The sequence below is a fragment of the Escherichia sp. E1V33 genome (assembly GCF_004211955.1).
Taxonomy (GTDB): Bacteria; Pseudomonadota; Gammaproteobacteria; order Enterobacterales; family Enterobacteriaceae; genus Escherichia.
The window spans coordinates 1-22,842 of the sequence record NZ_RHJI01000025.1; the positions used below are offsets into that span (position 1 = coordinate 1).

Annotated in this window: 13 protein-coding genes and 3 pseudogenes; 11 read left to right on the plus strand and 5 right to left on the minus strand. The window is 50.0% G+C overall.

Annotated elements, in window-relative coordinates; genetic code table 11:
* The 3 genes and pseudogenes from D9742_RS23570 to D9742_RS23575 all read left to right on the plus strand — a co-directional run.
* Positions 1–2,605, plus strand: a pseudogene (locus D9742_RS23570) (surface-exposed virulence protein BigA); the annotation flags it as partial.
* A gap of 2,901 nt (positions 2,606–5,506) precedes the next feature.
* On the plus strand, positions 5,507–6,367 hold the full coding sequence (gene pdxI, locus D9742_RS20815) for a pyridoxine 4-dehydrogenase (RefSeq protein WP_130238106.1): 861 nt from the start codon (positions 5,507–5,509) through the stop codon (positions 6,365–6,367).
* Positions 6,368–6,439 (plus strand): annotated as a pseudogene (locus tag D9742_RS23575) (hypothetical protein); the annotation flags it as partial.
* A gap of 50 nt (positions 6,440–6,489) precedes the next feature.
* Here the strand turns inward: D9742_RS23575 and azoR are convergent.
* On the minus strand, positions 6,490–7,095 hold the full coding sequence (gene azoR, locus D9742_RS20820; protein WP_130238107.1) for an FMN-dependent NADH-azoreductase: 606 nt from the start codon (positions 7,093–7,095) through the stop codon (positions 6,490–6,492).
* A gap of 200 nt (positions 7,096–7,295) precedes the next feature.
* Here azoR and hrpA point away from each other — a divergent pair, with 200 nt between their 5' ends.
* From hrpA to aldA, 3 genes are all read left to right on the plus strand, one after another.
* On the plus strand, positions 7,296–11,198 hold the full coding sequence (gene hrpA / locus D9742_RS20825) for an ATP-dependent RNA helicase HrpA (protein WP_130238108.1): 3,903 nt from the start codon (positions 7,296–7,298) through the stop codon (positions 11,196–11,198).
* 271 nt (positions 11,199–11,469) lie between these two features.
* Positions 11,470–12,270, plus strand: coding sequence for a DUF218 domain-containing protein YdcF (ydcF, locus tag D9742_RS20830; RefSeq protein ID WP_130238109.1), 801 nt, complete (start codon positions 11,470–11,472; stop codon positions 12,268–12,270).
* Positions 12,271–12,465: 195 nt separating this feature from the next.
* Positions 12,466–13,905 (plus strand): aldehyde dehydrogenase, encoded by a 1,440-nt coding sequence (aldA, locus tag D9742_RS20835; RefSeq protein WP_130238110.1) that lies wholly within the window; start codon positions 12,466–12,468, stop codon positions 13,903–13,905.
* 40 nt (positions 13,906–13,945) lie between these two features.
* On the opposite strand, the gene gap is transcribed toward aldA, so the two are convergent.
* Complete coding sequence (gene gap / locus D9742_RS20840) at positions 13,946–14,947, minus strand: type I glyceraldehyde-3-phosphate dehydrogenase (protein WP_130238111.1); 1,002 nt, start codon at positions 14,945–14,947, stop codon at positions 13,946–13,948.
* 188 nt (positions 14,948–15,135) lie between these two features.
* On the opposite strand from gap, the gene cybB reads away from it, so the two are divergent.
* Positions 15,136–15,666, plus strand: coding sequence for a cytochrome b561 (gene cybB / locus D9742_RS20845; protein WP_130238112.1), 531 nt, complete (start codon positions 15,136–15,138; stop codon positions 15,664–15,666).
* Between the two features lie 272 nt (positions 15,667–15,938).
* Entirely contained in the window at positions 15,939–16,112 is a 174-nt protein-coding gene (locus D9742_RS20850) for a hypothetical protein (protein WP_130238113.1), read from the plus strand.
* 66 nt (positions 16,113–16,178) lie between these two features.
* On the opposite strand, the gene D9742_RS20855 is transcribed toward D9742_RS20850, so the two are convergent.
* Together D9742_RS20855 and D9742_RS23580 are read right to left on the minus strand one after the other, a co-directional pair.
* Positions 16,179–16,310, minus strand: a complete 132-nt coding sequence (locus D9742_RS20855; RefSeq protein WP_346477295.1) for a type I toxin-antitoxin system Hok family toxin — start codon at positions 16,308–16,310, stop codon at positions 16,179–16,181.
* A pseudogene (locus D9742_RS23580) lies at positions 16,249–16,386 on the minus strand (hypothetical protein); the annotation flags it as partial. The pseudogene D9742_RS23580 and the gene D9742_RS20855, both read right to left, overlap by 62 nt.
* Positions 16,387–16,727: 341 nt before the next feature.
* On the opposite strand from D9742_RS23580, the gene D9742_RS20860 reads away from it, so the two are divergent.
* On the plus strand, positions 16,728–18,368 hold the full coding sequence (locus D9742_RS20860; protein ID WP_130238114.1) for a methyl-accepting chemotaxis protein: 1,641 nt from the start codon (positions 16,728–16,730) through the stop codon (positions 18,366–18,368).
* A 36-nt stretch (positions 18,369–18,404) separates the two neighbouring features.
* Here the strand turns inward: D9742_RS20860 and D9742_RS20865 are convergent, their stop codons facing one another.
* Positions 18,405–19,328 (minus strand): LysR substrate-binding domain-containing protein, encoded by a 924-nt coding sequence (locus tag D9742_RS20865; protein WP_130238115.1) that lies wholly within the window; start codon positions 19,326–19,328, stop codon positions 18,405–18,407.
* A 216-nt stretch (positions 19,329–19,544) separates the two neighbouring features.
* On the opposite strand from D9742_RS20865, the gene D9742_RS20870 reads away from it, so the two are divergent.
* Positions 19,545–20,888 carry a VOC family protein gene (locus D9742_RS20870; RefSeq protein WP_130238116.1) on the plus strand — a complete coding sequence of 448 codons (1,344 nt, stop codon included), beginning with the start codon at positions 19,545–19,547 and terminating at the stop codon, positions 20,886–20,888.
* Between the two features lie 223 nt (positions 20,889–21,111).
* Positions 21,112–22,767 (plus strand): glucan biosynthesis protein OpgD, encoded by a 1,656-nt coding sequence (gene opgD / locus D9742_RS20875; protein ID WP_130238117.1) that lies wholly within the window; start codon positions 21,112–21,114, stop codon positions 22,765–22,767.
* The last annotated feature ends 75 nt before the right edge of the window (positions 22,768–22,842 follow it).

Genomic DNA, 22,842 nt, shown 5'->3' on the forward strand with positions numbered 1-22,842 from the left:
CGGCGGTGATACGCCGGTTCCACCAGATGATGGCGGTGATACGCCAGTGCCGCCAGACGATGGTGGCGATACCCCGGTTAAACACGATCCTGTCGTCTATAAAAATGACGTAACCTGGGATCAGGATGCTAAAACTGTCAAAATTCGCGAAACTACCTTTACCTACAGCCAAAATGCCGATGGGAGTTACACCTTAACGGCGCCTGATGGCAAGGAGACGATAGTTAAGTCCTGGGCAGTCCATGACGACAGCAACACCGTTGTCTTTGATGGCGTAAATACTGCAGGTGGCATCACCTGGAGTTACGACGATGATGGACTCATCCACATCACTAAAGAGGCCGGCGTCGTTGTTGACGGCACAACCGGGAATGCGATTGAGTTTGGTAACGCGATCATCACCGATCAGGGCGGCAACACGGCGCTGAATGGCGGTACTGTCATGACGGTTGATGGTGACAACATCACCCTCAACAACGACGGCAAAACGACGGCCATCGGAGAAGGTTCGGTTGTCGGTATACTCACCGGCGACAATATCACCATTAACAATAATGGCGAGACGGAAGTTGATGGCGGTACCGCGGTAATCATCAATGGCGATAATACCAAGCTAAACACTGCGGGCGACTCGACCATCACCAATGGCGGTACGGGTAGCTTTATCAATGGCGATAATGCGCGGGTTGATAATAAAGGTACTATGACCGTTGACGGTGCGAATTCCACTGGTTCGAAAGTTGTCGGTGACGATGCCATCATCAAACAGGAAGGCGACTTATACGTTAGCGGCGGTGCGCACGGTATTGACGTTGACGGCAACAACACGTTCGTCAGCAACAAAGGCAATATTACGGTCGTCGAGGAAAACTCTATCGGCATGCTGCTTGATGGTGATGGCGTCAGCGTGATCAACATGGGTGACCTCAATGTTGGTCAGGCCGCTACAGGTGAAAATGCAATCGGCATTCAGATCGACGGTAATAATGCGACATTTGTTAACGTCGGTGATATTACCGCGACCAACGCCGGAACCGGTGTCAGCGTTGCAGGCGATAAAGCCAATATCTCACTCGCGGGCGGGTTAGACGTTGTGGATTTCTCCACCGGTCTTGATGTCTCTGGCGATAATAACAACATGACGCTGTCGACTTATGGGCTGAATGTGACAGGGCAAGAAGCGACAGGTGTTAATGTTTCGGGCGATGGCAATACTATCGAAATAGCGGGCAGTATTCTGGTTGATAAAGATCAGAAAGCCGATAATGCGCAGCCTTACTTCTTTAATCCCTCAACCGGGGTAAATATCAGCGGTAATAATAATGACGTCACGCTGGATGGTCAGTTAACCGTTGTTGCTGATAGTGAAACCACGTCGCGTTCCTATGCGAGTTACGACGGTGCTCAGGAACACATTGCAGGTATTGTTATTGCTGGCGATGACAATACCTTTACGCTTAATGGCGGTGTCCATTTTGTCGGTGAAAAAAATGTCATGGATGATGGCTCAAAACCATCAGCTTCTCGACGTGGTATCGGAGACACACCGCTTATTAGCGTTGATGGGCATTCCTCGGTCTACCTGAATGGTGAGTCAACCATCAGCGGCGAGTTCCCGCTGGGGTTCGAAAATCTCATTCAGTTGAGCCATGGCGCGGAGCTGGAGATTGGCGCTGACGCAACGTTTGATATGAGTGATGTGGATTCTTTCACTTATTATTATCGCGTAGCGTTATCCACCATTAGTATTGATTCTGGTGCGAAGGCGACCAACAACGGTCAAGTGGAACTGAAAAATATCGGTTTTGCGGCTGCCTGGAATAAAGATTCAACGGTCATCAATAACGGATCCATTGGCCTGGCGATGTACGATTTTGGTACCGACCCGGCACCAAAAGTCTTTGACGTTGAATATGGGGGGATTGGCGTTAACAACGGCACCATGACCACCAAAATGATGAATCAGCACAGTGTGCTGAATTATCCGGCAGAGTGGAACTTGTCTGATGGTACCTCTTTCAATAACAAGGCATTAGGGCTGACAGGTATGCTTGCCAGCTACTCGTCATCCATTCTGAACGGCGAAACGGGCATTATTGATATGTATGGCCGTGGCAGTGTAGGGATGCTAGCCATCGATAAATCAACCGCGGATAACGAAGGGCAAATCACCCTGGATACGCTGTGGGTTGATGAAAATGATGAAACATCGCTGCGTAATAATATCGCAAATAGCACGGCGAAAGATTTCGGTGTGGGAATGGCTTCAGGTACGGATGCCTATAATGGGGCATTAACTAAAGCAACGTCCACCAACCACGAGAATGGTGTGATTACTGTCTACAACGCCGGTGCGGGGATGGCGGCGTATGGGAATACCAATACGGTCATTAACCAGGGAACCATCAACCTGGAGAAAAATGAAAATTACAACGACTCGCTTGGCGTAAATAAACTCGTCGGCATGGCGGTTTATCACGAAGGCACCGCCATTAATGACCAGACAGGCGTAATCAACATTAACGCGGAAAATGGTCAGGCATTCTATAACGATGGCACTGGGCTTATTATCAACTATGGCACCATTTGTACCTTTGGGGTTTGCCAGGGGGCCGATGAATATAATCCAACGGATAATTATATTGCCGATTTATATGATGATGGCGATGTATTAAGTTCTGCGGGTGAGACCGTATTATTATCGTCAGGTGCGATTATCAACGGGGATGTCACCAGTGCGGGTGCTGTTAAAAATGGAACGATCAGGATACTCGAAAATGGTGCGCTGGTTAACGAGTCGAGCGGAACCATTAGCTCAGCCATCGTCGTGAATGAAGGCGGTGCGTTAACCAATGAAGGTGTATTGAACACGGTGACTCTGGAAGGAGGAACCTTCAATAACAACGGAACGCTTAATGACGTCGTAAAAATTGAGAAAAACAGCAACGCGGTAATTAATAACACCGGTTCCCTGTCAACTCTACAACTTCACGATGGTACGGTGAATAACAGCGGTATTGCGTCGGCGCGCGTTAACGCTCAGGGCGATGCGGTATTCAATAACCTTGCAGGCGGCGAGGCGCGTAAAGGCGCGATTCTCTATAACTCTGCGGTAGTGAATAACGCGGGTACCTGGAAAATGGGTTATCAGGATGAAAACAACAATGCCGGGACACTGGATATTGACGATAAGTCAACTTTCAACAACAGCGGCAAACTCATCCTTGATAACAGCAAAAACGCCATTCGCTTCCAGGGCAACAATGCTAACGCCACGTTATATAACACCGGTGAAATGACGCTGGATGCCGCATTAGGTGCGGGCGCTATTCACTACGACGATGGCGCCAGCCAGTTTATTAACAAGGGCGTGGTGGATGCGAAAGTCACTGTGGCGGTAAGTACTGCCGGTGCGACAGAAAGCGATGCCTTCTTGTGGAACCAGGATGGCGGGGTAATTAACTTCGATAAAGACAACGCCAGCGCGGTTAAATTCACCCACAACAACTATGTTGCTCTCAACGATGGTGTAATGAACATCAGCGGCAACAACGCCGTGGCGATGGAAGGCGATAAAAACGCACAGCTGGTTAACAACGGCGTTATCAATCTCGGCACTGAAGGCACCACTGATACCGGGTTAATTGGTATGCAACTGGATGCCAACGCTACCGCAGATGCGGTAATCGAGAACAACGGCACGATTAATATCTTTGCTAACGATTCCTTTGCGTTCAGCGTGCTGGGTACAGAAGGCCATATCGTTAACAACGGTACGGTGGTGATTGCCGATGGCGTGACCGGTTCGGGGTTGATTAAGCAGGGCGATAGCGTGAACGTGGAAGGGGTGAACGGCAACAACGGTAACAATACCGAAGTGCATTACACCGACTACACGTTGCCGGACATGCCAAGCTCTTACACCACTTCACCTTTCAGTGAAACGACTGATAGCGGTAGTAGTGATGGCAGCAGTAACAATCTTAACGGCTATATCGTCGGTACCAACGTTGATGGCAGCGCCGGTAAGCTGAAGGTCAACAACGCCAGCATGAATGGTGTCGGGATCAACACCGGTTTCGCCGCCGGTACGGCAGACACCACGGTCAGTTTCGACAACGTGGTGGAAGGCAGCAACCTGACCGACGCCGATGCCATCACCTCAACGTCCGTGGTATGGACCGCCAAAGGCAGCACCGATGCCAGCGGCAACATTGACGTCATCATGAGCAAAAACGCCTACACCGATGTGGCGACCGATGCTTCGGTGAACGATGTGGCGAAGGCACTGGATGCGGGTTACACCAATAACGAGCTGTATACCAGCCTGAACGTGGGCACCACTGCTGAACTGAATAGCGCCCTGAAGCAGGTGAGCGGTAGCCAGGCGACCACGGTATTCCGTGAAGCGCGTGTGTTAAGCAACCGCTTCAGCATGCTGGCGGATGCCGCGCCGAAGGTGGGCAATGGCCTGGCCTTTAACGTGGTGGCGAAAGGTGACCCGCGTGCGGAACTCGGAAATAACACCGAGTATGACATGCTGGCGCTGCGTAAAACCATCGACCTGAGCGAAAGCCAGAGCATGAGCCTGGAATACGGTATCGCGCGTCTGGATGGCGACGGTGCGCAGAAAGCGGGCGACAATGGCGTAACCGGCGGCTACAGCCAGTTCTTTGGCCTGAAACACCAGATGTCCTTCGACAATGGTATGCGTTGGAACAACGCGCTGCGTTATGACGTGCATAATCTCGACAGCAGCCGCTCGGTCGCTTACGGCGACGTCAGCAAAACGGCGGATACGGATGTGAAACAGCAGTACCTGGAGTTGCGTAGCGAAGGGGCGAAAACCTTTGAGCCGCGCGAAGGGCTGAAAATCACCCCGTACGCCGGAGTGAAACTGCGTCACACGCTGGAAGGCGGCTATCAGGAGCGCAATGCCGGAGACTTTAACCTGAGCATGAATAGCGGCAGCGAAACGGCGGTGGACAGCATCGTCGGGCTGAAACTGGACTACGCAGGGAAAGGCGGCTGGAGCGCGAATGCGACGCTGGAAGGCGGGCCGAACCTGAGTTACGCGAAGAGCCAGCGCACGGCAAGCCTGGCAGGGGCAGGCAGCCAGCACTTTAACGTCGATGACGGTCAGAAGGGCGGCGGTATCAACAGCCTGGCGAGCGTCGGCGTGAAGTACAGTAGCAAAGAAAGTTCGCTGAATCTGGATGCGTATCACTGGAAAGAGGACGGCATCAGCGACAAAGGCGTGATGCTGAACTTTAAGAAAACGTTCTAATTTTTAGCATGTGATACACAAACCGCAACGCTGATACAGGTTGCGGTTTTTTATTGCCGGATGCGACGCTTGACGTATCTTTTGCTGTCTAATGTTTTGGTATCTTTCAGGACAATAGTGCCACTCATCCAGAAATCTTGTTTACGCCTTCGCATTATTTATCTCTTTTCATTCCTATACTGATTTTTCTTAATCAGTTTTCCTACAGAGTAGGGTGTTATGAACAAAGATACATTTATTCTCGGTACAAAATCCGTTAACCGTCTTGGTTATGGCGCGATGCAACTGGCTGGCCCCGGTGTTTTCGGACCGCCAAAAGATCGCCATGTTGCTATTACGGTTTTACGTGAAGCGCTGGAATTGGGCGTCAATCACATCGATACCAGCGACTTTTATGGTCCGCATGTCACCAACCAGATCATCCGCGAAGCGCTACATCCTTATCCTGACAATCTGACAATTGTCACTAAAATTGGCGCGCGCCGTGGTGATGATGCTTCGTGGCTTCCTGCATTCTCGCCAGCGGAGTTGCAAAAAGCGGTGCACGATAATTTGCGTAATCTGGGTCTGGATGTGCTGGATGTGGTTAACCTACGCGTTATGTTTGGCGATGGTCACGGGCCGGCGGAAGGTTCGATTGAAGCCAGCCTGACCGTGCTGGCGGAGATGCAACGACAAGGTCTGGTAAAACATATTGGCTTGAGTAACGTCACACCGACGCAGGTTGCAGAGGCGCGTAAGATTACCGAAATCGTCTGTGTGCAAAACGAATACAACATTGCTCATCGTGCTGATGACGCAATGATTGATGCTTTGGCCCGCGAAGGCATTGCCTATGTGCCGTTCTTCCCGCTCGGGGGCTTTACGCCGCTGCAATCCTCTAGGCTGTCGGATGTTGCTGCGAGCCTGGGGGCAACACCAATGCAGGTGGCGCTGGCGTGGCTGTTACAGCGTTCACCGAATATTTTGCTGATCCCAGGGACGTCTTCTGTAGCGCATTTACGGGAGAATATGGCTGCTGAAAAATTGCATCTTTCTGAGGAAGTGTTGTCTACGTTGGATGGTATTTCGCGAGAATAACGAGCCAGACGCTCGCATATTGTGCTTAAGGAAGAGCACAAAGCGATGCTGAAATTATGGGAAAACAGGTAAGTGGATTGAGATGTGGACTGAACTACAGTCCACATCAAGATCGTGTCCGATTATGCAGCAACAATGCTATCAATTGCTGCTTTTGCATCTGCCTGCGCTTTCGCTGCCATTTCCGGACCATACGCGATCCCTTCGGCGAAGACAAATTTCACATCGGTAATGCCGATAAAGCCGAGGAACGTGGACAGATACGGAGTCACCAGGTCCGTTGGTCCATCTTTGTGGATCCCGCCGCGGCTGGTAATAACGATGGCTTTTTTACCCGTTACCAGACCTTCCGGACCATTCTCGGTATAGCGGAAAGTAACGCCTGCGCGCGCAACCAGGTCAAAATAGTTTTTCAGCTGAGTTGAGATGTTGAAGTTGTACATCGGTGCTGCAATAACGATGACATCATGAGCTTTCAGCTCGGCAATCAGTTCATCGGAAAGAGCCAGGGCTTCCTGCTGACGCGGGGTTAATGGCGCATCGCTCGGACGCAGAGCGCCAACCAGTTCACCATCCAGGACCGGAATCGGATTTGCAGCCAGGTCACGAACGGTGATTTCATCTGCGGAATGTTTTTCACGCCACTGTTCAACAAAATAATCGGACAACTGATTAGACTGAGAGTACCCTGCCAGGATGCTGGATTTAAGAACTAATACCTTGCTCATGGTGTTTCCTTATAGATGTTTGAATGGGCGATGCCCCGTTGCTTGCTGACACTTTATTCACAATCCTGCCACAGAGATAGCGCAATAAATCGAAGCCTATGTTCGAATTTATTGAACAACGCATAGAAAGCCGCGATGTGGTACTCTATATCTATCATTTAAAAGAACTTTAATCAGGCACTACGCTGCCCTCTAACGTTATGACAGAACAACAAAAATTGACCTTTACTGCCTTGCAGCAGCGACTTGATACGCTAATGCTGCGCGACAGACTGCGTTTTTCCCGCCGTCTGCACGGTGTGAAGAAGGTTAAAAATCCTGATGCACAACAGGCCATTTTCCAGGAGATGGCGAAAGAAATTGACCAGGCGGCAGGGAAAGTTCTGCTGCGTGAAGCGGCACGTCCGGACATTACTTATCCGGACAATTTGCCGGTTAGTCAGAAAAAACAGGACATTCTCGAAGCGATTCGTGATCACCAGGTGGTGATCGTTGCCGGGGAAACGGGTTCTGGTAAAACGACTCAGCTACCGAAAATCTGTATGGAACTGGGGCGCGGGATTAAAGGGCTGATCGGCCATACCCAGCCGCGTCGACTGGCAGCACGAACGGTGGCTAACCGTATTGCTGAAGAGCTGAAAACGGAGCCGGGCGGCTGTATCGGTTATAAAGTCCGTTTTAGCGATCACGTTAGCGATAACACGATGGTCAAGCTGATGACCGACGGTATCCTGCTGGCGGAAATCCAGCAAGATCGCCTGTTGATGCAGTACGACACCATCATCATCGATGAAGCGCACGAACGTAGCCTGAATATCGATTTTCTGCTCGGCTATTTGAAAGAGTTGCTGCCGCGACGTCCTGACCTAAAAATCATTATCACCTCCGCGACTATCGACCCGGAACGCTTTTCGCGCCACTTTAATAATGCGCCGATTATCGAAGTCTCCGGTCGGACCTATCCGGTGGAAGTGCGCTATCGCCCGATTGTTGAAGAAGCCGATGACACCGAGCGCGATCAGTTGCAGGCGATTTTTGACGCCGTAGACGAACTGAGTCAGGAAAGCCCTGGCGACATTCTGATCTTTATGAGCGGCGAGCGGGAAATTCGCGATACCGCTGATGCTCTGAACAAACTGAACTTACGCCATACGGAAATCTTGCCGCTTTATGCGCGGCTTTCGAACAGCGAACAGAATAGGGTGTTCCAGTCGCATAGCGGACGGCGCATTGTGCTGGCGACCAACGTCGCGGAAACGTCGCTGACCGTACCGGGGATTAAATACGTTATCGACCCCGGTACAGCGCGTATCAGCCGCTACAGCTATCGCACCAAAGTGCAGCGTTTGCCGATTGAGCCGATTTCGCAGGCTTCAGCCAATCAGCGTAAAGGCCGCTGTGGTCGTGTGTCCGAAGGGATCTGTATTCGTCTCTATTCCGAAGACGATTTCCTTTCGCGCCCGGAGTTTACCGACCCGGAAATTCTGCGTACCAACCTGGCCTCGGTTATTTTGCAGATGACCGCGCTGGGGCTGGGCGATATCGCCGCGTTCCCGTTTGTCGAAGCACCGGATAAACGCAATATCCAGGATGGCGTGCGTCTGCTGGAAGAGCTGGGCGCGATCACCACGGATGAACAGACCAGCGCCTATAAACTGACGCCGCTCGGGCGTCAGCTTTCGCAACTGCCGGTCGATCCTCGACTTGCGCGTATGGTGCTTGAAGCGCAGAAACACGGCTGCGTGCGTGAGGCGATGATTATCACGTCCGCGCTCTCCATTCAGGATCCGCGCGAACGTCCGATGGATAAACAGCAGGCATCGGACGAAAAACATCGCCGCTTCCACGACAAAGAATCCGATTTCCTCGCGTTTGTAAATCTGTGGAATTATCTTGGCGAGCAGCAAAAGGCGCTTTCTTCTAACGCCTTCCGTCGTCTGTGTCGTACCGATTATCTCAACTATCTGCGTGTGCGCGAATGGCAGGATATCTACACCCAGTTGCGCCAGGTGGTGAAAGAACTTGGCATTCCGGTGAACAGCGAACCGGCGGAGTATCGCGAAATTCACATCGCCTTACTGACCGGTTTGCTTTCCCATATCGGCATGAAAGATGCCGATAAACAAGAATATACCGGCGCACGTAACGCGCGTTTCTCCATTTTCCCCGGTTCCGGCTTATTCAAAAAGCCGCCGAAATGGGTAATGGTGGCGGAACTGGTAGAAACCAGCCGCCTGTGGGGCCGCATTGCTGCGCGTATCGACCCGGAATGGGTGGAGCCTGTCGCTCAGCATTTGATTAAACGCACCTACAGCGAACCGCACTGGGAACGGGCGCAGGGCGCGGTGATGGCAACGGAAAAAGTCACTGTTTATGGTTTGCCGATTGTTGCTGCGCGCAAGGTCAACTACAGCCAGATCGATCCGGCGTTATGTCGTGAACTCTTTATTCGCCACGCGCTGGTGGAAGGTGACTGGCAGACGCGTCACGCATTCTTCCGTGAAAATCTGAAACTGCGGGCCGAAGTGGAAGAGCTGGAACACAAATCACGTCGCCGCGATATTCTGGTGGATGACGAAACGCTGTTTGAGTTCTACGACCAGCGCATCAGCCACGATGTAATCTCCGCTCGTCACTTCGACAGCTGGTGGAAAAAAGTCAGCCGCGAAAAGCCTGATTTGCTCAACTTTGAAAAGAGCATGTTGATCAAAGAAGGGGCGGAAAAAATCAGCAAGCTGGATTATCCGAACTTCTGGCATCAGGGCAATCTCAAGCTGCGTTTGAGCTATCAGTTTGAGCCCGGCGCGGATGCTGACGGTGTGACTGTGCATATCCCGCTGCCGTTACTTAACCAGGTTGAGGAGAGTGGGTTTGAGTGGCAGATCCCCGGTCTGCGTCGTGAGCTGATCATCGCCCTGATTAAATCTCTGCCGAAGCCGGTACGCCGTAATTTTGTGCCCGCGCCAAACTACGCCGAAGCGTTTTTAGGCCGCGTAACACCATTGGAGTTACCGTTGCTCGACAGCCTTGAGCGCGAGTTACGGCGGATGACCGGCGTTACCGTTGACCGCGAAGACTGGCACTGGGATCAGGTGCCCGATCACCTGAAAATCACCTTCCGCGTGGTGGATGACAAAAACAAGAAGCTAAAAGAAGGGCGCTCGCTACAAGATCTGAAAGATGCGCTGAAAGGCAAAGTACAGGAAACGTTGTCTGCGGTGGCGGATGACGGTATCGAGCAGAGCGGACTGCATATCTGGAGCTTTGGACAACTGCCGGAAAGCTACGAGCAGAAGCGCGGTAACTACAAAGTGAAGGCGTGGCCGGCACTGGTGGATGAACGCGACAGCGTGGCGATCAAACTGTTTGATAATCCGCTGGAACAAAAACAGGCAATGTGGAACGGCCTTCGCCGTTTACTGTTGCTGAATATTCCTTCGCCGATCAAGTACTTGCATGAGAAGTTACCAAACAAAGCCAAGCTGGGACTGTACTTTAACCCGTATGGCAAAGTGCTGGAGCTGATCGACGACTGTATCTCCTGCGGTGTGGATAAATTGATCGACGCCAATGGTGGCCCGGTCTGGACGGAAGAAGGCTTTGCTGCGCTGCATGAAAAAGTGCGCGCCGAACTGAATGACACGGTGGTGGATATTGCGAAGCAGGTCGAGCAAATCCTCACTGCGGTGTTCAATATCAACAAACGCCTGAAGGGGCGGGTAGATATGACGATGGCGCTGGGGCTTTCTGACATTAAAGCGCAGATGGGCGGGCTGGTGTATCGCGGTTTTGTCACTGGTAACGGCTTCAAACGGCTGGGCGACACGCTGCGTTATTTGCAGGCGATTGAAAAACGGCTAGAAAAACTGGCGGTTGATCCGCATCGCGACCGTGCTCAGATGCTGAAAGTCGAAAACGTCCAGCAGGCGTGGCAGCAATGGATCAACAAACTGCCGCCTGCACGTCGTGAGGATGAAGACGTGAAAGAGATCCGTTGGATGATAGAAGAGCTGCGCGTTAGTTACTTCGCTCAACAACTTGGTACGCCTTATCCGATTTCAGATAAGCGTATTTTGCAGGCGATGGAGCAGATTAGCGGTTAACCTGCTATTTGCATGATAAATCTAAAACCCGGTAAGCATTTAGTGCCGGGTTTTTTATTAATTCTAAAAACGGTAAGGGCAAAAATTGGGGAATTCAGAAAAATACAATTCTCTGCTGCAAGATGAATAATGTTTATCTACAGCTTTTCCGTAAAAGATATGTCATGCTTGCGGAGAGGCGGTTAAGGAAATACGGCTTCCTCCTTTCAGAGTGCTCCGCTTCTCATTATTATCTCACGCGGTATTCTTAAGGGAACGAGAAGGAGGGTCCATGAATATTAACCCGTTTCCGACGCTTTCAGCGTCAACCATTGATGCTATAAACGTTATCGGTCGATGGCTGGCGCAAGATGATTTCTCCGGTGAGGCTCCGTATCAGGCCGATTGTGTGATACTTGCAGGCAATGCTGTCATTCCCACGATCGATGCCGCTTGTAAAATTGCAAGAGATCAGCAAATTCCATTACTGATCAGTGGTGGTATAGGTCACTCGACAACTTTTTTGTATAGCGCTGTCGCACAGCATCCGCATTACAACACCATTCGAACTACGGGCAGAGCAGAGGCTACCATCCTTGCGGATATCGCCCATCAGTTCTGGCATATTTCACGTGAAAAAATTTTGATTGAAGATCAATCAACTAACTGTGGAGAAAATGCTCGTTTCAGTATCGCATTATTGAATCAGTTAGCAGAGCGAGTCCACACCACGATCGTCGTCCAGGATCCTACTATGCAACGCCGAACGATGGCGACGTTTCGTCGTATTACAGGAGATAATCCTGATGCACCTCGCTGGCTAAGTTATCCGGGATTCGTACCACAGTTGGGAAATGATGCGGGCAGCGTGACGTTTGCTAATCCGCTGACAGGGCTGTGGCCAGTTGAGCGATATTTGTCCCTACTTACTGGCGAGCTGCCGCGCTTGCGCGATGACAGCGATGGCTATGGACCACGCGGACGCGATTTTATTGTTCACGTTGATTTTCCGCCAGAAGTTACGCAGGCATGGCAAATATTACAGCATGACGCCGTGCTTATTGAGGCAATGGAGAGTCGCTCACTGCGTTAATAATTGCCCGTTTGTGAACAATTGCTTGCAAACGGGTAATAATCTCATCTTTTTCTTCCTTTCTTTATTCTCGTCATATCTCTTTTTATGAAGCCTTTCACAAATTTGCACATCCACGATGCCTTCTCTGCTGTGATTGATGTTAATTAACATATGAATTACAAAATATAAACGCATCAATCACAGGAGTAGCTCATGTCTGTACCCGTTCAACATCCTATGTATATCGATGGACAGTTTGTCACCTGGCGCGGCGACGCATGGATTGATGTGGTAAACCCCGCAACAGAGGCAGTGATTTCCCGCATTCCTGATGGTCAGGCTGAAGATGCTCGCAAAGCAATCGACGCAGCAGAGCGTGCGCAGCCAGAATGGGAAGCATTGCCCGCGATTGAACGAGCCAACTGGTTACGGAAAATCTCTGCGGGGATCCGCGAACGGGCCAGTGAAATTAGCTCATTGATCGTCGAGGAAGGTGGCAAAATTCAACAGCTGGCCGAAGTCGAAGTCGCTTTTACTGCTGACTATATCGATTACATGGCGGAATGGGCTCGTCGCTATGAGGGCGAGATTATTCAAAGTGATCGTCCCGGGGAAAACATCCTGCTGTTTAAACGTGCGTTGGGCGTAACGACAGGTATCTTACCGTGGAACTTCCCGTTTTTCCTGATCGCTCGCAAAATGGCGCCAGCTCTTCTCACAGGCAATACCATTGTCATCAAACCGAGCGAGTTTACGCCAAACAATGCGATCGCATTTGCTAAAATTGTCGACGAAATTGGCCTTCCACGCGGCGTGTTTAACCTTGTGTTAGGACGCGGTGAAACGGTTGGTCAGGAGTTAGCGGGTAACCCAAAAGTCGCAATGGTCAGTATGACAGGCAGCGTCGCTGCCGGAGAAAAAATCATGGCGACCGCGGCGAAAAATATCACCAAAGTGTGTCTGGAGCTGGGGGGCAAAGCTCCTGCTATTGTGATGGATGACGCCGATCTTGAACTAGCAGTCAAAGCCATTGTTGATTCACGCGTGATAAATACCGGACAGGTTTGCAACTGTGCGGAACGTGTCTATGTGCAGAAAGGTATTTACGATCGCTTTGTTAATCGACTGGGCGAGGCTATGCAGGCTGTTCAATTTGGTAACCCCGCCGAACGTAACGACATTGCGATGGGGCCGCTGATTAACGCTGCGGCTCTGGAAAGGGTGGAACAAAAGGTGGCGCGGGCAGTAGAAGAGGGCGCGAGAATCGCGTTGGGTGGTAAAGCTGTAGAAGGAAAAGGTTATTATTATCCGCCAACGTTGCTGTTGGATGTCCGCCAGGAAATGTCCATTATGCACGAAGAAACCTTTGGGCCAGTGCTGCCGGTAGTCGCGTTTGACACGCTGGAACACGCTATCTCCATGGCCAACGACAGCGATTATGGCCTGACGTCGTCGATATATACCGAGAATATTAACGTGGCGATGAAAGCCATCAAAGGACTCAAGTTTGGCGAAACCTACATCAATCGAGAAAACTTCGAAGCTATGCAAGGTTTCCATGCTGGATGGCGTAAGTCGGGTATTGGCGGCGCAGATGGCAAACATGGTTTGCATGAGTATCTGCAGACTCAGGTGGTCTATTTGCAGTCGTAATGAATGAAAGCGGCGGAGGTTTTTCCTCCGCCTGTGCTGGTCAGAGTTTGGCGAATTTTTCCAGGGTACGAATGAGTTGAGTGACAAAACCATACTCGTTATCGTACCAGGCGACGGTCTTCACCAGTTGTAAATCGCCCACTGCGGTGATTTCCGTTTGGGTCGCATCAAACACCGAACCAAAATGGCTACCAATGATATCGGAAGAGACAATTTCTTCGTCGGTATAACCAAACGATTCGTTATTGGTCGTTGCTTTTTTAAGTGCGTTATTTACCTCTTCAGCAGTCACTTGTTTCCCCAGGATAGACACCAGCTCGGTCACTGAACCTGTTTTCACTGGCACGCGTTGCGCATGGCCTTTAAGTTTGCCGCTAAGTTCGGGGATCACCAGACCAATGGCTTTTGCCGCGCCGGTAGTGTGGGGGATGATATTTTCTGCCGCCGCCCGCGATGCACGTAAATCTTTACCACGCGGACCATCCACCAGAGACTGGGTGCCGGTATAGGCATGGATCGTTGTCATTGTGCCAACTTCTATCCCAAAACTGTCATGCAGTGCTTTGGCCATCGGCGCAAGACAGTTGGTTGTGCATGACGCCACAGAAACAATGGTGTCGTTGCCATCCAGAGTGTCATCATTGACGTTATAAACGATGGTTTTCATTTCTCCTGCCGGTGCTGAAATCAACACCTTCTTCGCGCCAGCGTCCAGATGCGCCTGGGATTTTTCTGCGGAAGTATAAAAACCAGTACATTCAATGACAATTTCAGCACCTTTTACTTTCCAGGGGATATTTTTTGCTTCTTTTTCGGCGTAAACCGCAATACTTTTTCCATCAACAATAAGTGAATCCTCTGTGAAATCGACGCTCCAGGGGAAAGGGCCGTAGTTTGAATCGTGCTTTAGCAGGTAGGCGAGAATTTTCGGAGACGTAAGATCATTAATGGCGACAACGTCAATGTTACTTTTAATCTCAAGTAACCGACGTAATACCAGCCGGCCGATACGACCAAAACCGTTAATGCCAACTTTGCTCATGGTTTTCTCCAGTCAAGAACTTGTGGGTAAAAATTAGTCCTTTCCAGGCTTAGACCAGGATGACAGGATGGGCAATCTACATTTTTGCTGTGAAACGTAACGTACTGAAAACGGGTGAACAATATTTAATGAAATTTTAAGAAAAGCTCGTTATGTTAACGACAAATTGTGTTAAAGCAGGAAATGTTATGGGAATTAGATATTCAAGGTTACAAATTGGCATTCACTGGCTGGTCTTTTTGCTGGTTATTGCAGCCTATTGTGCAATGGAGTTTCGTGGTTTTTTCCCGCGTAGCGATCGTCCGGTGATCAACATGATCCACGTTTCATGTGGCATCTCAATTCTCGTGCTGATGGTGTTTCGTCTGTTACTCCGATTGAAATACCCAACACCGCCCATTGTACCGAAACCCAGGCCCATGATAACGGGATTCGCTCATTTGGGACATTTGGTGATCTATCTCCTGTTTATTGTGTTGCCAGTGATTGGTTTGGTGATGATGTATAACCGGGGTAATCCGTGGTTTGCGTTTGGTGTGACGATGCCTTACGCGTCAGAGGCCAATTTTGACCTGGTGGATAGATTAAAGTGGTGGCATGAAACGTTGGCCAATCTGGGATATTTCGTTATCGGGCTTCATGCGGCGGCAGCTCTTGCACACCACTATTTATGGAAAGACAACACGCTTTTGCGCATGATGCCGCGTAAGCGCTCCTGAGGATATTAGAAGAAAGCGCCTGTACTAAACCAGACCCGTGGTACAGGCGAAGAATACGGGTCTACATCGGAAGCGCCTATTATATTTATTTGTATGACAAATAAAACCATAATCCGAGTTTACATGTTCAACTGATTGATATTTAATCAATATGTCTACCGTTAAGATTGAAATTTAATTTTTCCAATCTTTGATCTCCCTAAGTGAAATAAAGACCGTGCAGCGTACAACTTTTATACCGAACATAAGATTCGGCAAACCATGGAGGTTGTATGAAAAAGCTGCTGTTTATTTTACTGATGGGATTACTGATGTCTTTTTATGCTGATGCCGGGCGCAAACCCTGTTCTGGTGCGAAAGGGGGGATCTCTCACTGTACTGCTGGCGGCAAATTTGTCTGTAACGATGGTTCTATCAGCGCATCGAAAAAAACATGCACTAACTAAAAGGGGCGCCATGAGAAAATGAACTCGTCAACCAGATGCGCGGGGAATGTTCCCCCGCGCAGGCCCTTACCTGGACTGACAGGCCATGAGAGCCGCCACCTCCTTATCACCGTCCCTGAATCGCAGTTCGTAGAGCGTTTGTCGGGTCAGGAGGGTGAATGTCAGAATCGTGATGCAGATAATGAGCAGACACACCACCAGGGGGTTGCGCTTCATAGCCTTTCTCCTTGCCGGATGGCAGGTAAGAGGCTAGCATCTGAATTGCTAGGTTCATTCGTTGGCCTCGGTTGATAGAAATATCGGTCGGGGCCTTCGTCTTTCTGATTCCCGGTAAGCCTGAAAACAGAAAGTCTCAGGCGCCCGCAAACATCCTATGCAATTACCCTTACCAAAGAAATAATCACTTCACGAAATTGCGTGGCATTTTCCAGAATATTTTGTAATACGCCTTACAAGGTATAACGACTCGTAAGTCTCTTCATTCCGACGGTAATAATCTCTCATCGCAATAATTGTTGTAAAAATGTGATATGAGCAGGTTTTTGGCAGTAAGCAATTACCATCGATTGCCGATGACTCTCTCTCGGGAGTAAACCAGGAAGAGAGACAACGGTCATGAATACAACATCCTCACACCGCTTAGGCTTTTTACATCACATCAGGTTGGTTCCGTTATTTGCCTGCATTCTTGGCGGCATCCTGTTTCTGTTTGCATTGAGTTCATCCCTGGCGGGGTATTTTCTCTGGCAGGCAGACCGCGATCAGCGCGATGTCAGCGACGAGATCCAGATACGCACGGGTTTAGCAAACAGCTCTGATTTATTGCGTTCAGCTCGGATCAATATGATTCAGGCCGGGGCAGCGAGTCGTATCGCTGAAATGGAAGAGATGAAGCGAAATATTGCGCAAGCGGAATTGCAGATAAAACAATCACAACTAGGCTATAAAATTTACCGTACTCGCCTGGTGAAAACTCCCGCTGACGATGCGCTGGATGGCGAATTAAATCAGCGTTTCCAGGCTTATATCTCCGGCCTGCAACCCATGTTGAAATATGCCAAAAATGGCATGTTTGAAGCCATTATCAATCATGAAAGTGAGCAGGTCAGAACGCTGGATAACGCCTATAACCAGCAGTTAAGCAAAGCCATTGAGATACGTAGCGCCAGAGCAAACCAGCTTGCGGAACAGGCGCATCAGCGTACCCGTCTGGGAGGGATGTTTATGATTGGCGCATTTTTACTTGCGCTGGTTATGACGCTGATAACCTTTATGGTGTTACGCCGGATTGTCATTCGTCCTCTGCAACATGCCGCCCAACGGATTGAAAAAATTGCCAGTGGCGATCTGACTCTGGTTGACGAGCCCACTGGCCGCAGTGAAATCGGCCGCTTAAGTCGCCATCTACAGCAAATGCAGCATTCGCTGGCGCTGACGGTAGGCGCTGTGCGCCAGGGGGCAGAAGTTATCTATCGTGGCACCAGTGAGATTTCTGTTGGTAATGCTGACCTTTCTTCACGTACCGAAGAACAAGCTGCGGCAATTGAACAAACCGCCGCCAGCATGGAGCAACTCACCGCAACAGTGAAGCAAAATTCTGATAACGCACATCATGCCAGCAAACTAGCGCAAGAGGCCTCAAGTAAAGCCAGTGATGGCGGACAAACAGTTTCCGGTGTAGTGCGGACAATGGGTAATATCTCCAGTAGCTCGAAGAAAATTTCTGAAATCACGGCTGTTATTAATAGTATTGCCTTCCAGACCAATATCCTGGCGCTCAACGCCGCCGTTGAAGCTGCACGAGCCGGTGAGCAAGGACGCGGATTTGCCGTTGTCGCCAGCGAAGTGCGTACACTTGCAAGCCGCAGCGCTCAGGCGGCGAAAGAGATTGAAGGCTTGATCAGTGAGTCCGTCAGGTTAATTGGTCAGGGGGCCGATGAAGTGGCAACGGCAGGGAAAACCATGAGCGCTATTGTTGATGCCGTGGCGAGCGTCACACATATCATGCAAGAAATAGCTGCCGCCTCGGATGAACAAAGCAGAGGTATCACACAAGTTAGCCAGGCGATTTCTGAAATGGATAAAGTGACGCAACAGAACGCTTCTCTGGTGGAAGAGGCTTCAGCTGCGGCGGTATCTCTTGAAGAACAGGCGGCGCGGTTAACTGAAGCCGTAGATGTGTTCCGTCTGAAGAAACATTCTGTGTCGGCAGAACAACACGGAGTTGGTGATCCCGTGAGTTTGGTAACGGTGTGATAATGATAAAAAAGGGATCGCAAGATCCCTTATTTTTCAGAACGGCATTGATTTTCGAATGGCGTTAATCATCAACTGGCAACCAGAAGAGAGTGTTGCATCTACGCGGGTCAGTATTCCAATAGGTTCGCCTGCTCCATGCCCCGGAACAGGCAGGGCCACCAGCGTGGCATGACGCAGGTCGTCTTTCACAGCGCCAGAAGGAACAAACCACACATAGTCGTATTCAACCGTAAGTTGACGTGAAAGCGATGCAGACAACGTTTCAATACAGCCTGAAGGAATTTTACATCCCTGGCTTTTTACTAACGCCTCTGAATGCTGCCGTGGCGCGGTGCCTTCTGGTGATACGACAACAGGCCATTCCAGTACCCGACTTAACGTTACGTTCTCCTGAAGCAGGGGGTGATTAGGCCGGACAACTAACTTAAGTGATTCGAGAAACAGCAGTTCGTAATTAAGTCCGGTCATCAGTTCAGGATCTGACATCCGACCAACACCAATATCGATTTCCCCTGCTTTTAATCCCGCAAGGATCATCGTGTTACTCATAGTGGCAACTTGCAGTGTGGTTTCTTTTTGTTGCTGATGAAACTGACCTATAACAGAAGGTAATATCCCCAGTGCCGCGGTAGGTAGCGCGCCCACTCTGACGACATCATTGTTAAGGCCTTCTTTACGATTAAGTGACTGTCCTGCGGTGTTGATGGCGTCGAGAACTCTGACTGCGTGAGTTAAAAATTGCTCGCCAGGTAAGGTGAGTTGTGCGCCTTGACGTCCACGGTCGAACAGGCGAGCTCCCGTCAATTGCTCCAGTTCATTCAATGTCTTAGAGAGTGCCGGTTGACTCAGATTAAGGGTTTCAGCCGCGCGCCCCAAAGTTCCTTGTTGTGCGACAGCTACGAATGTATGAAGGTGGCGCAAACGGATGCGCTGACTAAACAGACTATTTTTTTCCATAAGCGATGTTAAAAACGAAGCGGTGCCACTGACAAGTGATGTTGTTTGATTATGATAACTTGATTGCAAAATATTATTAACATTTAAAGTAATTACGTTACATGGAAATCGATAATATTGATGATTTCGCGGCGAGATCACAGTTTGTAAATTCTTCCCACCAGAGTGAATGCGGTTACCTACACTCGAGATAATTGACCACTGGGGGTAGACATTATGGCGAACAGCATCACAGCGGATGAGATTCGGGAACAGTTTTCGCAGGCAATGTCAGCCATGTATCAACAAGAAGTTCCGCAGTACGGTACGTTGCTGGAACTGGTCGCTGACGTGAATCTGGCTGTGCTGGAAAATAATCCCCAACTGCATGAAAAAATGGTGAATGCGGATGAACTGGCGAGGCTTAACGTTGAACGACATGGGGCGATACGTGTGGGAACAGCGCAGGAACTTGCCACATTAAGGCGGATATTCGCCATTATGGGGATGTATCCGGTGAGTTATTACGATCTCTCGCAGGCGGGTGTGCCGGTACATTCTACGGCATTTCGGCCCATCGATGATGCCTCGCTTGCGCGTAATCCTTTCCGCGTTTTTACCTCATTGCTCCGCCTTGAGCTTATCGAAAACAAAACATTGCGCCATAAGGCGGCGGAGATTTTACGCCAGCGCGATATCTTTACCCCACGTTGTCGGCAACTGTTAGATGAATATGATCGGGAGGGTGGTTTTAGCGAAGCGCAAGCGCGGGAGTTTGTGCGGGAAGCCCTGGAGACATTTCGCTGGCATCAGTCAGCTACGGTGGATGAAGAAACCTATCACGCATTGCATAACGAGCATCGGCTGATCGCTGATGTAGTCTGCTTTCCGGGTTGTCATATCAACCACCTGACGCCACGCACGCTGGACATTGATCGTGTGCAGTCGATGATGCCCGAATGCGGTATTGAACCAAAAATTCTCATCGAAGGGCCGCCGCGCCGCGAGGTGCCGATTTTATTGCGTCAGACCAGCTTTAAGGCACTGGAAGAAACGGTTCTGTTTGTGGGGCAACAGCAGGGAAGACATACCGCGCGATTTGGTGAGATAGAGCAGCGCGGAGTGGCATTAACGCCGAAAGGGCGGCAACTGTATGATGAACTTCTGCGTAATGCCGGAACCGGACAGGATAATCTCACTCATCAACTGCATTTGCAGGAAACTTTTCGCGCTTTCCCGGACAGCGAATTTTTGATGCGCCAGCAAGGGCTGGCATGGTTCCGTTATCGACTGACACCTTCGGGTGAAGCGCATCGTCAGGCGATTCATCCTGGGGACGATCCGCAACCGTTGATCGAACGTGGCTGGGTTGTCGCGCAACCTATTACCTATGAGGATTTTTTGCCGGTGAGTGCGGCGGGGATCTTTCAGTCCAATCTCGGTAACGAAACGCAGACGCGCAGTCATGGTAATGCCAGTCGTGAGGCATTCGAGCAGGCGCTGGGCTGCCAGGTTTTTGATGAATTTCAGTTATACAAGGAAGCTGAAGATCGCAGTAAACGCCGCTGTGGATTGCTTTAAAATCGGGCCATCCTGCTTTGCAAAAATTTGCCTGATTTTACAAATGAATCAGGCTCTTCCCATCGACATAAAAAATTTGCCGATTTATGCAGATTCTCCATGCTCAGCAATTGGATTATTAATAAATATTGTCTAGAGTGAGCGGTCATTAATAAGCACTTTCTTGCCGCTGAAAACGACCAGCGCGGGACCATTCACAAACCAGAAGGACTCACTGTCAGGTATGGATCGTAGACGATTTATTAAAGGTTCAATGGCTATGGCCGCCGTGTGCGGTACCAGCGGTATTGCTTCTCTTTTTTCTCAGGCTGCGTTCGCGGCAGATTCTGATATTGCCGATGGGCAAACTCAGCGTTTTGACTTTTCGGTTTTACAGTCGATGGCGCATGATTTAGCGCAAAAACCGTGGGGTGGCGAGCCGCGTCCGTTACCTAATACTTTGGCGACAATGACCCCGCAGGCTTATAACAGTATTCAATACGACGCCGAACAATCACTGTGGCATAACGTCGAGAACCGCCAGCTTGATGCCCAGTTCTTCCATATGGGGATGGGATTCCGCCGCCGCGTACGCATGTTCTCGGTTGATCCTGCGACGCATCTGGCGCGTGAAATTCACTTTCGTCCTGAATTGTTCAAATATAATGATGCGGGCGTAGATACCAAACAACTGGAAGGGCAAAGCGATCTCGGTTTTGCAGGCTTCCGCGTATTTAAAGCGCCGGAACTGGCTCGCCGCGATGTGGTATCGTTCCTCGGTGCAAGCTATTTCCGTGCCGTTGATGACACCTATCAATACGGTTTATCGGCCCGTGGTTTGGCGATTGATACTTATACCGACAGCAAAGAAGAGTTCCCCGACTTTACCGCCTTCTGGTTTGATACCGTAAAACCAGGCTCAACCACCTTTACCGTTTATGCCTTACTCGATAGCCCCAGCATTACCGGTGCTTACAAGTTCACCATCCAGTGTGAAAAGAGTCAGGTGATTATGGATGTTGAAAACCATCTGTATGCGCGTAAAGACATCAAGCAATTAGGTATTGCGCCGATGACCAGCATGTTTAGCTGCGGCACTAACGAACGTCGTATGTGCGACACTATTCATCCGCAAATCCATGATTCCGATCGTCTCTCCATGTGGCGGGGCAATGGTGAGTGGATCTGCCGTCCGCTAAATAATCCGCAGAAATTGCAGTTCAATGCCTACACCGACAATAACCCGAAAGGCTTTGGTTTATTGCAACTGGATCGTGATTTCTCCCATTATCAAGACATCATGGGCTGGTACAACAAACGGCCAAGTTTGTGGGTAGAGCCTCGTAATAAATGGGGCAAAGGCACTATTGGTCTGATGGAAATCCCAACAACGGGTGAAACGCTGGATAACATTGTCTGCTTCTGGCAGCCAGAAAAAGCAGTAAAAGCAGGGGACGATTTTGCATTTCAGTATCGTCTGTACTGGAGCGCACATCCCCCCGTTCAATGTCCATTGGCTCGTGTTATGGCGACGCGTACCGGCATGGGCGGTTTTCCGGAAGGTTGGGCGCCGGGTGAGCATTATCCAGAAAAATGGGCGCGTCGTTTTGCCGTCGATTTTGTTGGCGGTGATCTGAAAGCGGCTGCGCCTAAGGGGATTGAACCTGTTATAACGCTCTCCAGCGGTGAAGCGAAGCAAATCGAAATTCTCTACATTGAACCGATTGATGGTTACCGTATTCAATTTGACTGGTATCCGACTTCGGACTCTACTGATCCGGTTGATATGCGGATGTATCTCCGCTGTCAGGGCGATGCCATCAGTGAAACATGGCTGTATCAGTATTTCCCTCCAGCACCGGATAAGCGCAAATACGTTGACGATCGCGTGATGAATTGATAGTCATTTTTTCGGTACCTTCTCACGGGAAGGTGCCTTCTGGTGAAACACGATCCCGCTCGCATTTTTCCCCAA

Bases quoted from the DNA above. Each gene is read 5' to 3' on its own strand.
- D9742_RS20870 (WP_130238116.1), top strand. From the start codon at position 19,545: ATGGCGAACAGCATCACAGCGGATGAGATTCGGGAACAGTTTTCGCAG.
- gap (WP_130238111.1), bottom strand. From the start codon at position 14,947: ATGAGCAAAGTTGGCATTAACGGTTTTGGTCGTATCGGCCGGCTGGTA.
- D9742_RS20865 (WP_130238115.1), bottom strand. From the start codon at position 19,328: ATGGAAAAAAATAGTCTGTTTAGTCAGCGCATCCGTTTGCGCCACCTT.
- D9742_RS20850 (WP_130238113.1), top strand. From the start codon at position 15,939: ATGAAAAAGCTGCTGTTTATTTTACTGATGGGATTACTGATGTCTTTT.
- hrpA (WP_130238108.1), top strand. From the start codon at position 7,296: ATGACAGAACAACAAAAATTGACCTTTACTGCCTTGCAGCAGCGACTT.
- pdxI (WP_130238106.1), top strand. From the start codon at position 5,507: ATGAACAAAGATACATTTATTCTCGGTACAAAATCCGTTAACCGTCTT.
- ydcF (WP_130238109.1), top strand. From the start codon at position 11,470: ATGAATATTAACCCGTTTCCGACGCTTTCAGCGTCAACCATTGATGCT.
- aldA (WP_130238110.1), top strand. From the start codon at position 12,466: ATGTCTGTACCCGTTCAACATCCTATGTATATCGATGGACAGTTTGTC.
- opgD (WP_130238117.1), top strand. From the start codon at position 21,112: ATGGATCGTAGACGATTTATTAAAGGTTCAATGGCTATGGCCGCCGTG.
- D9742_RS20860 (WP_130238114.1), top strand. From the start codon at position 16,728: ATGAATACAACATCCTCACACCGCTTAGGCTTTTTACATCACATCAGG.
- azoR (WP_130238107.1), bottom strand. From the start codon at position 7,095: ATGAGCAAGGTATTAGTTCTTAAATCCAGCATCCTGGCAGGGTACTCT.
- cybB (WP_130238112.1), top strand. From the start codon at position 15,136: ATGGGAATTAGATATTCAAGGTTACAAATTGGCATTCACTGGCTGGTC.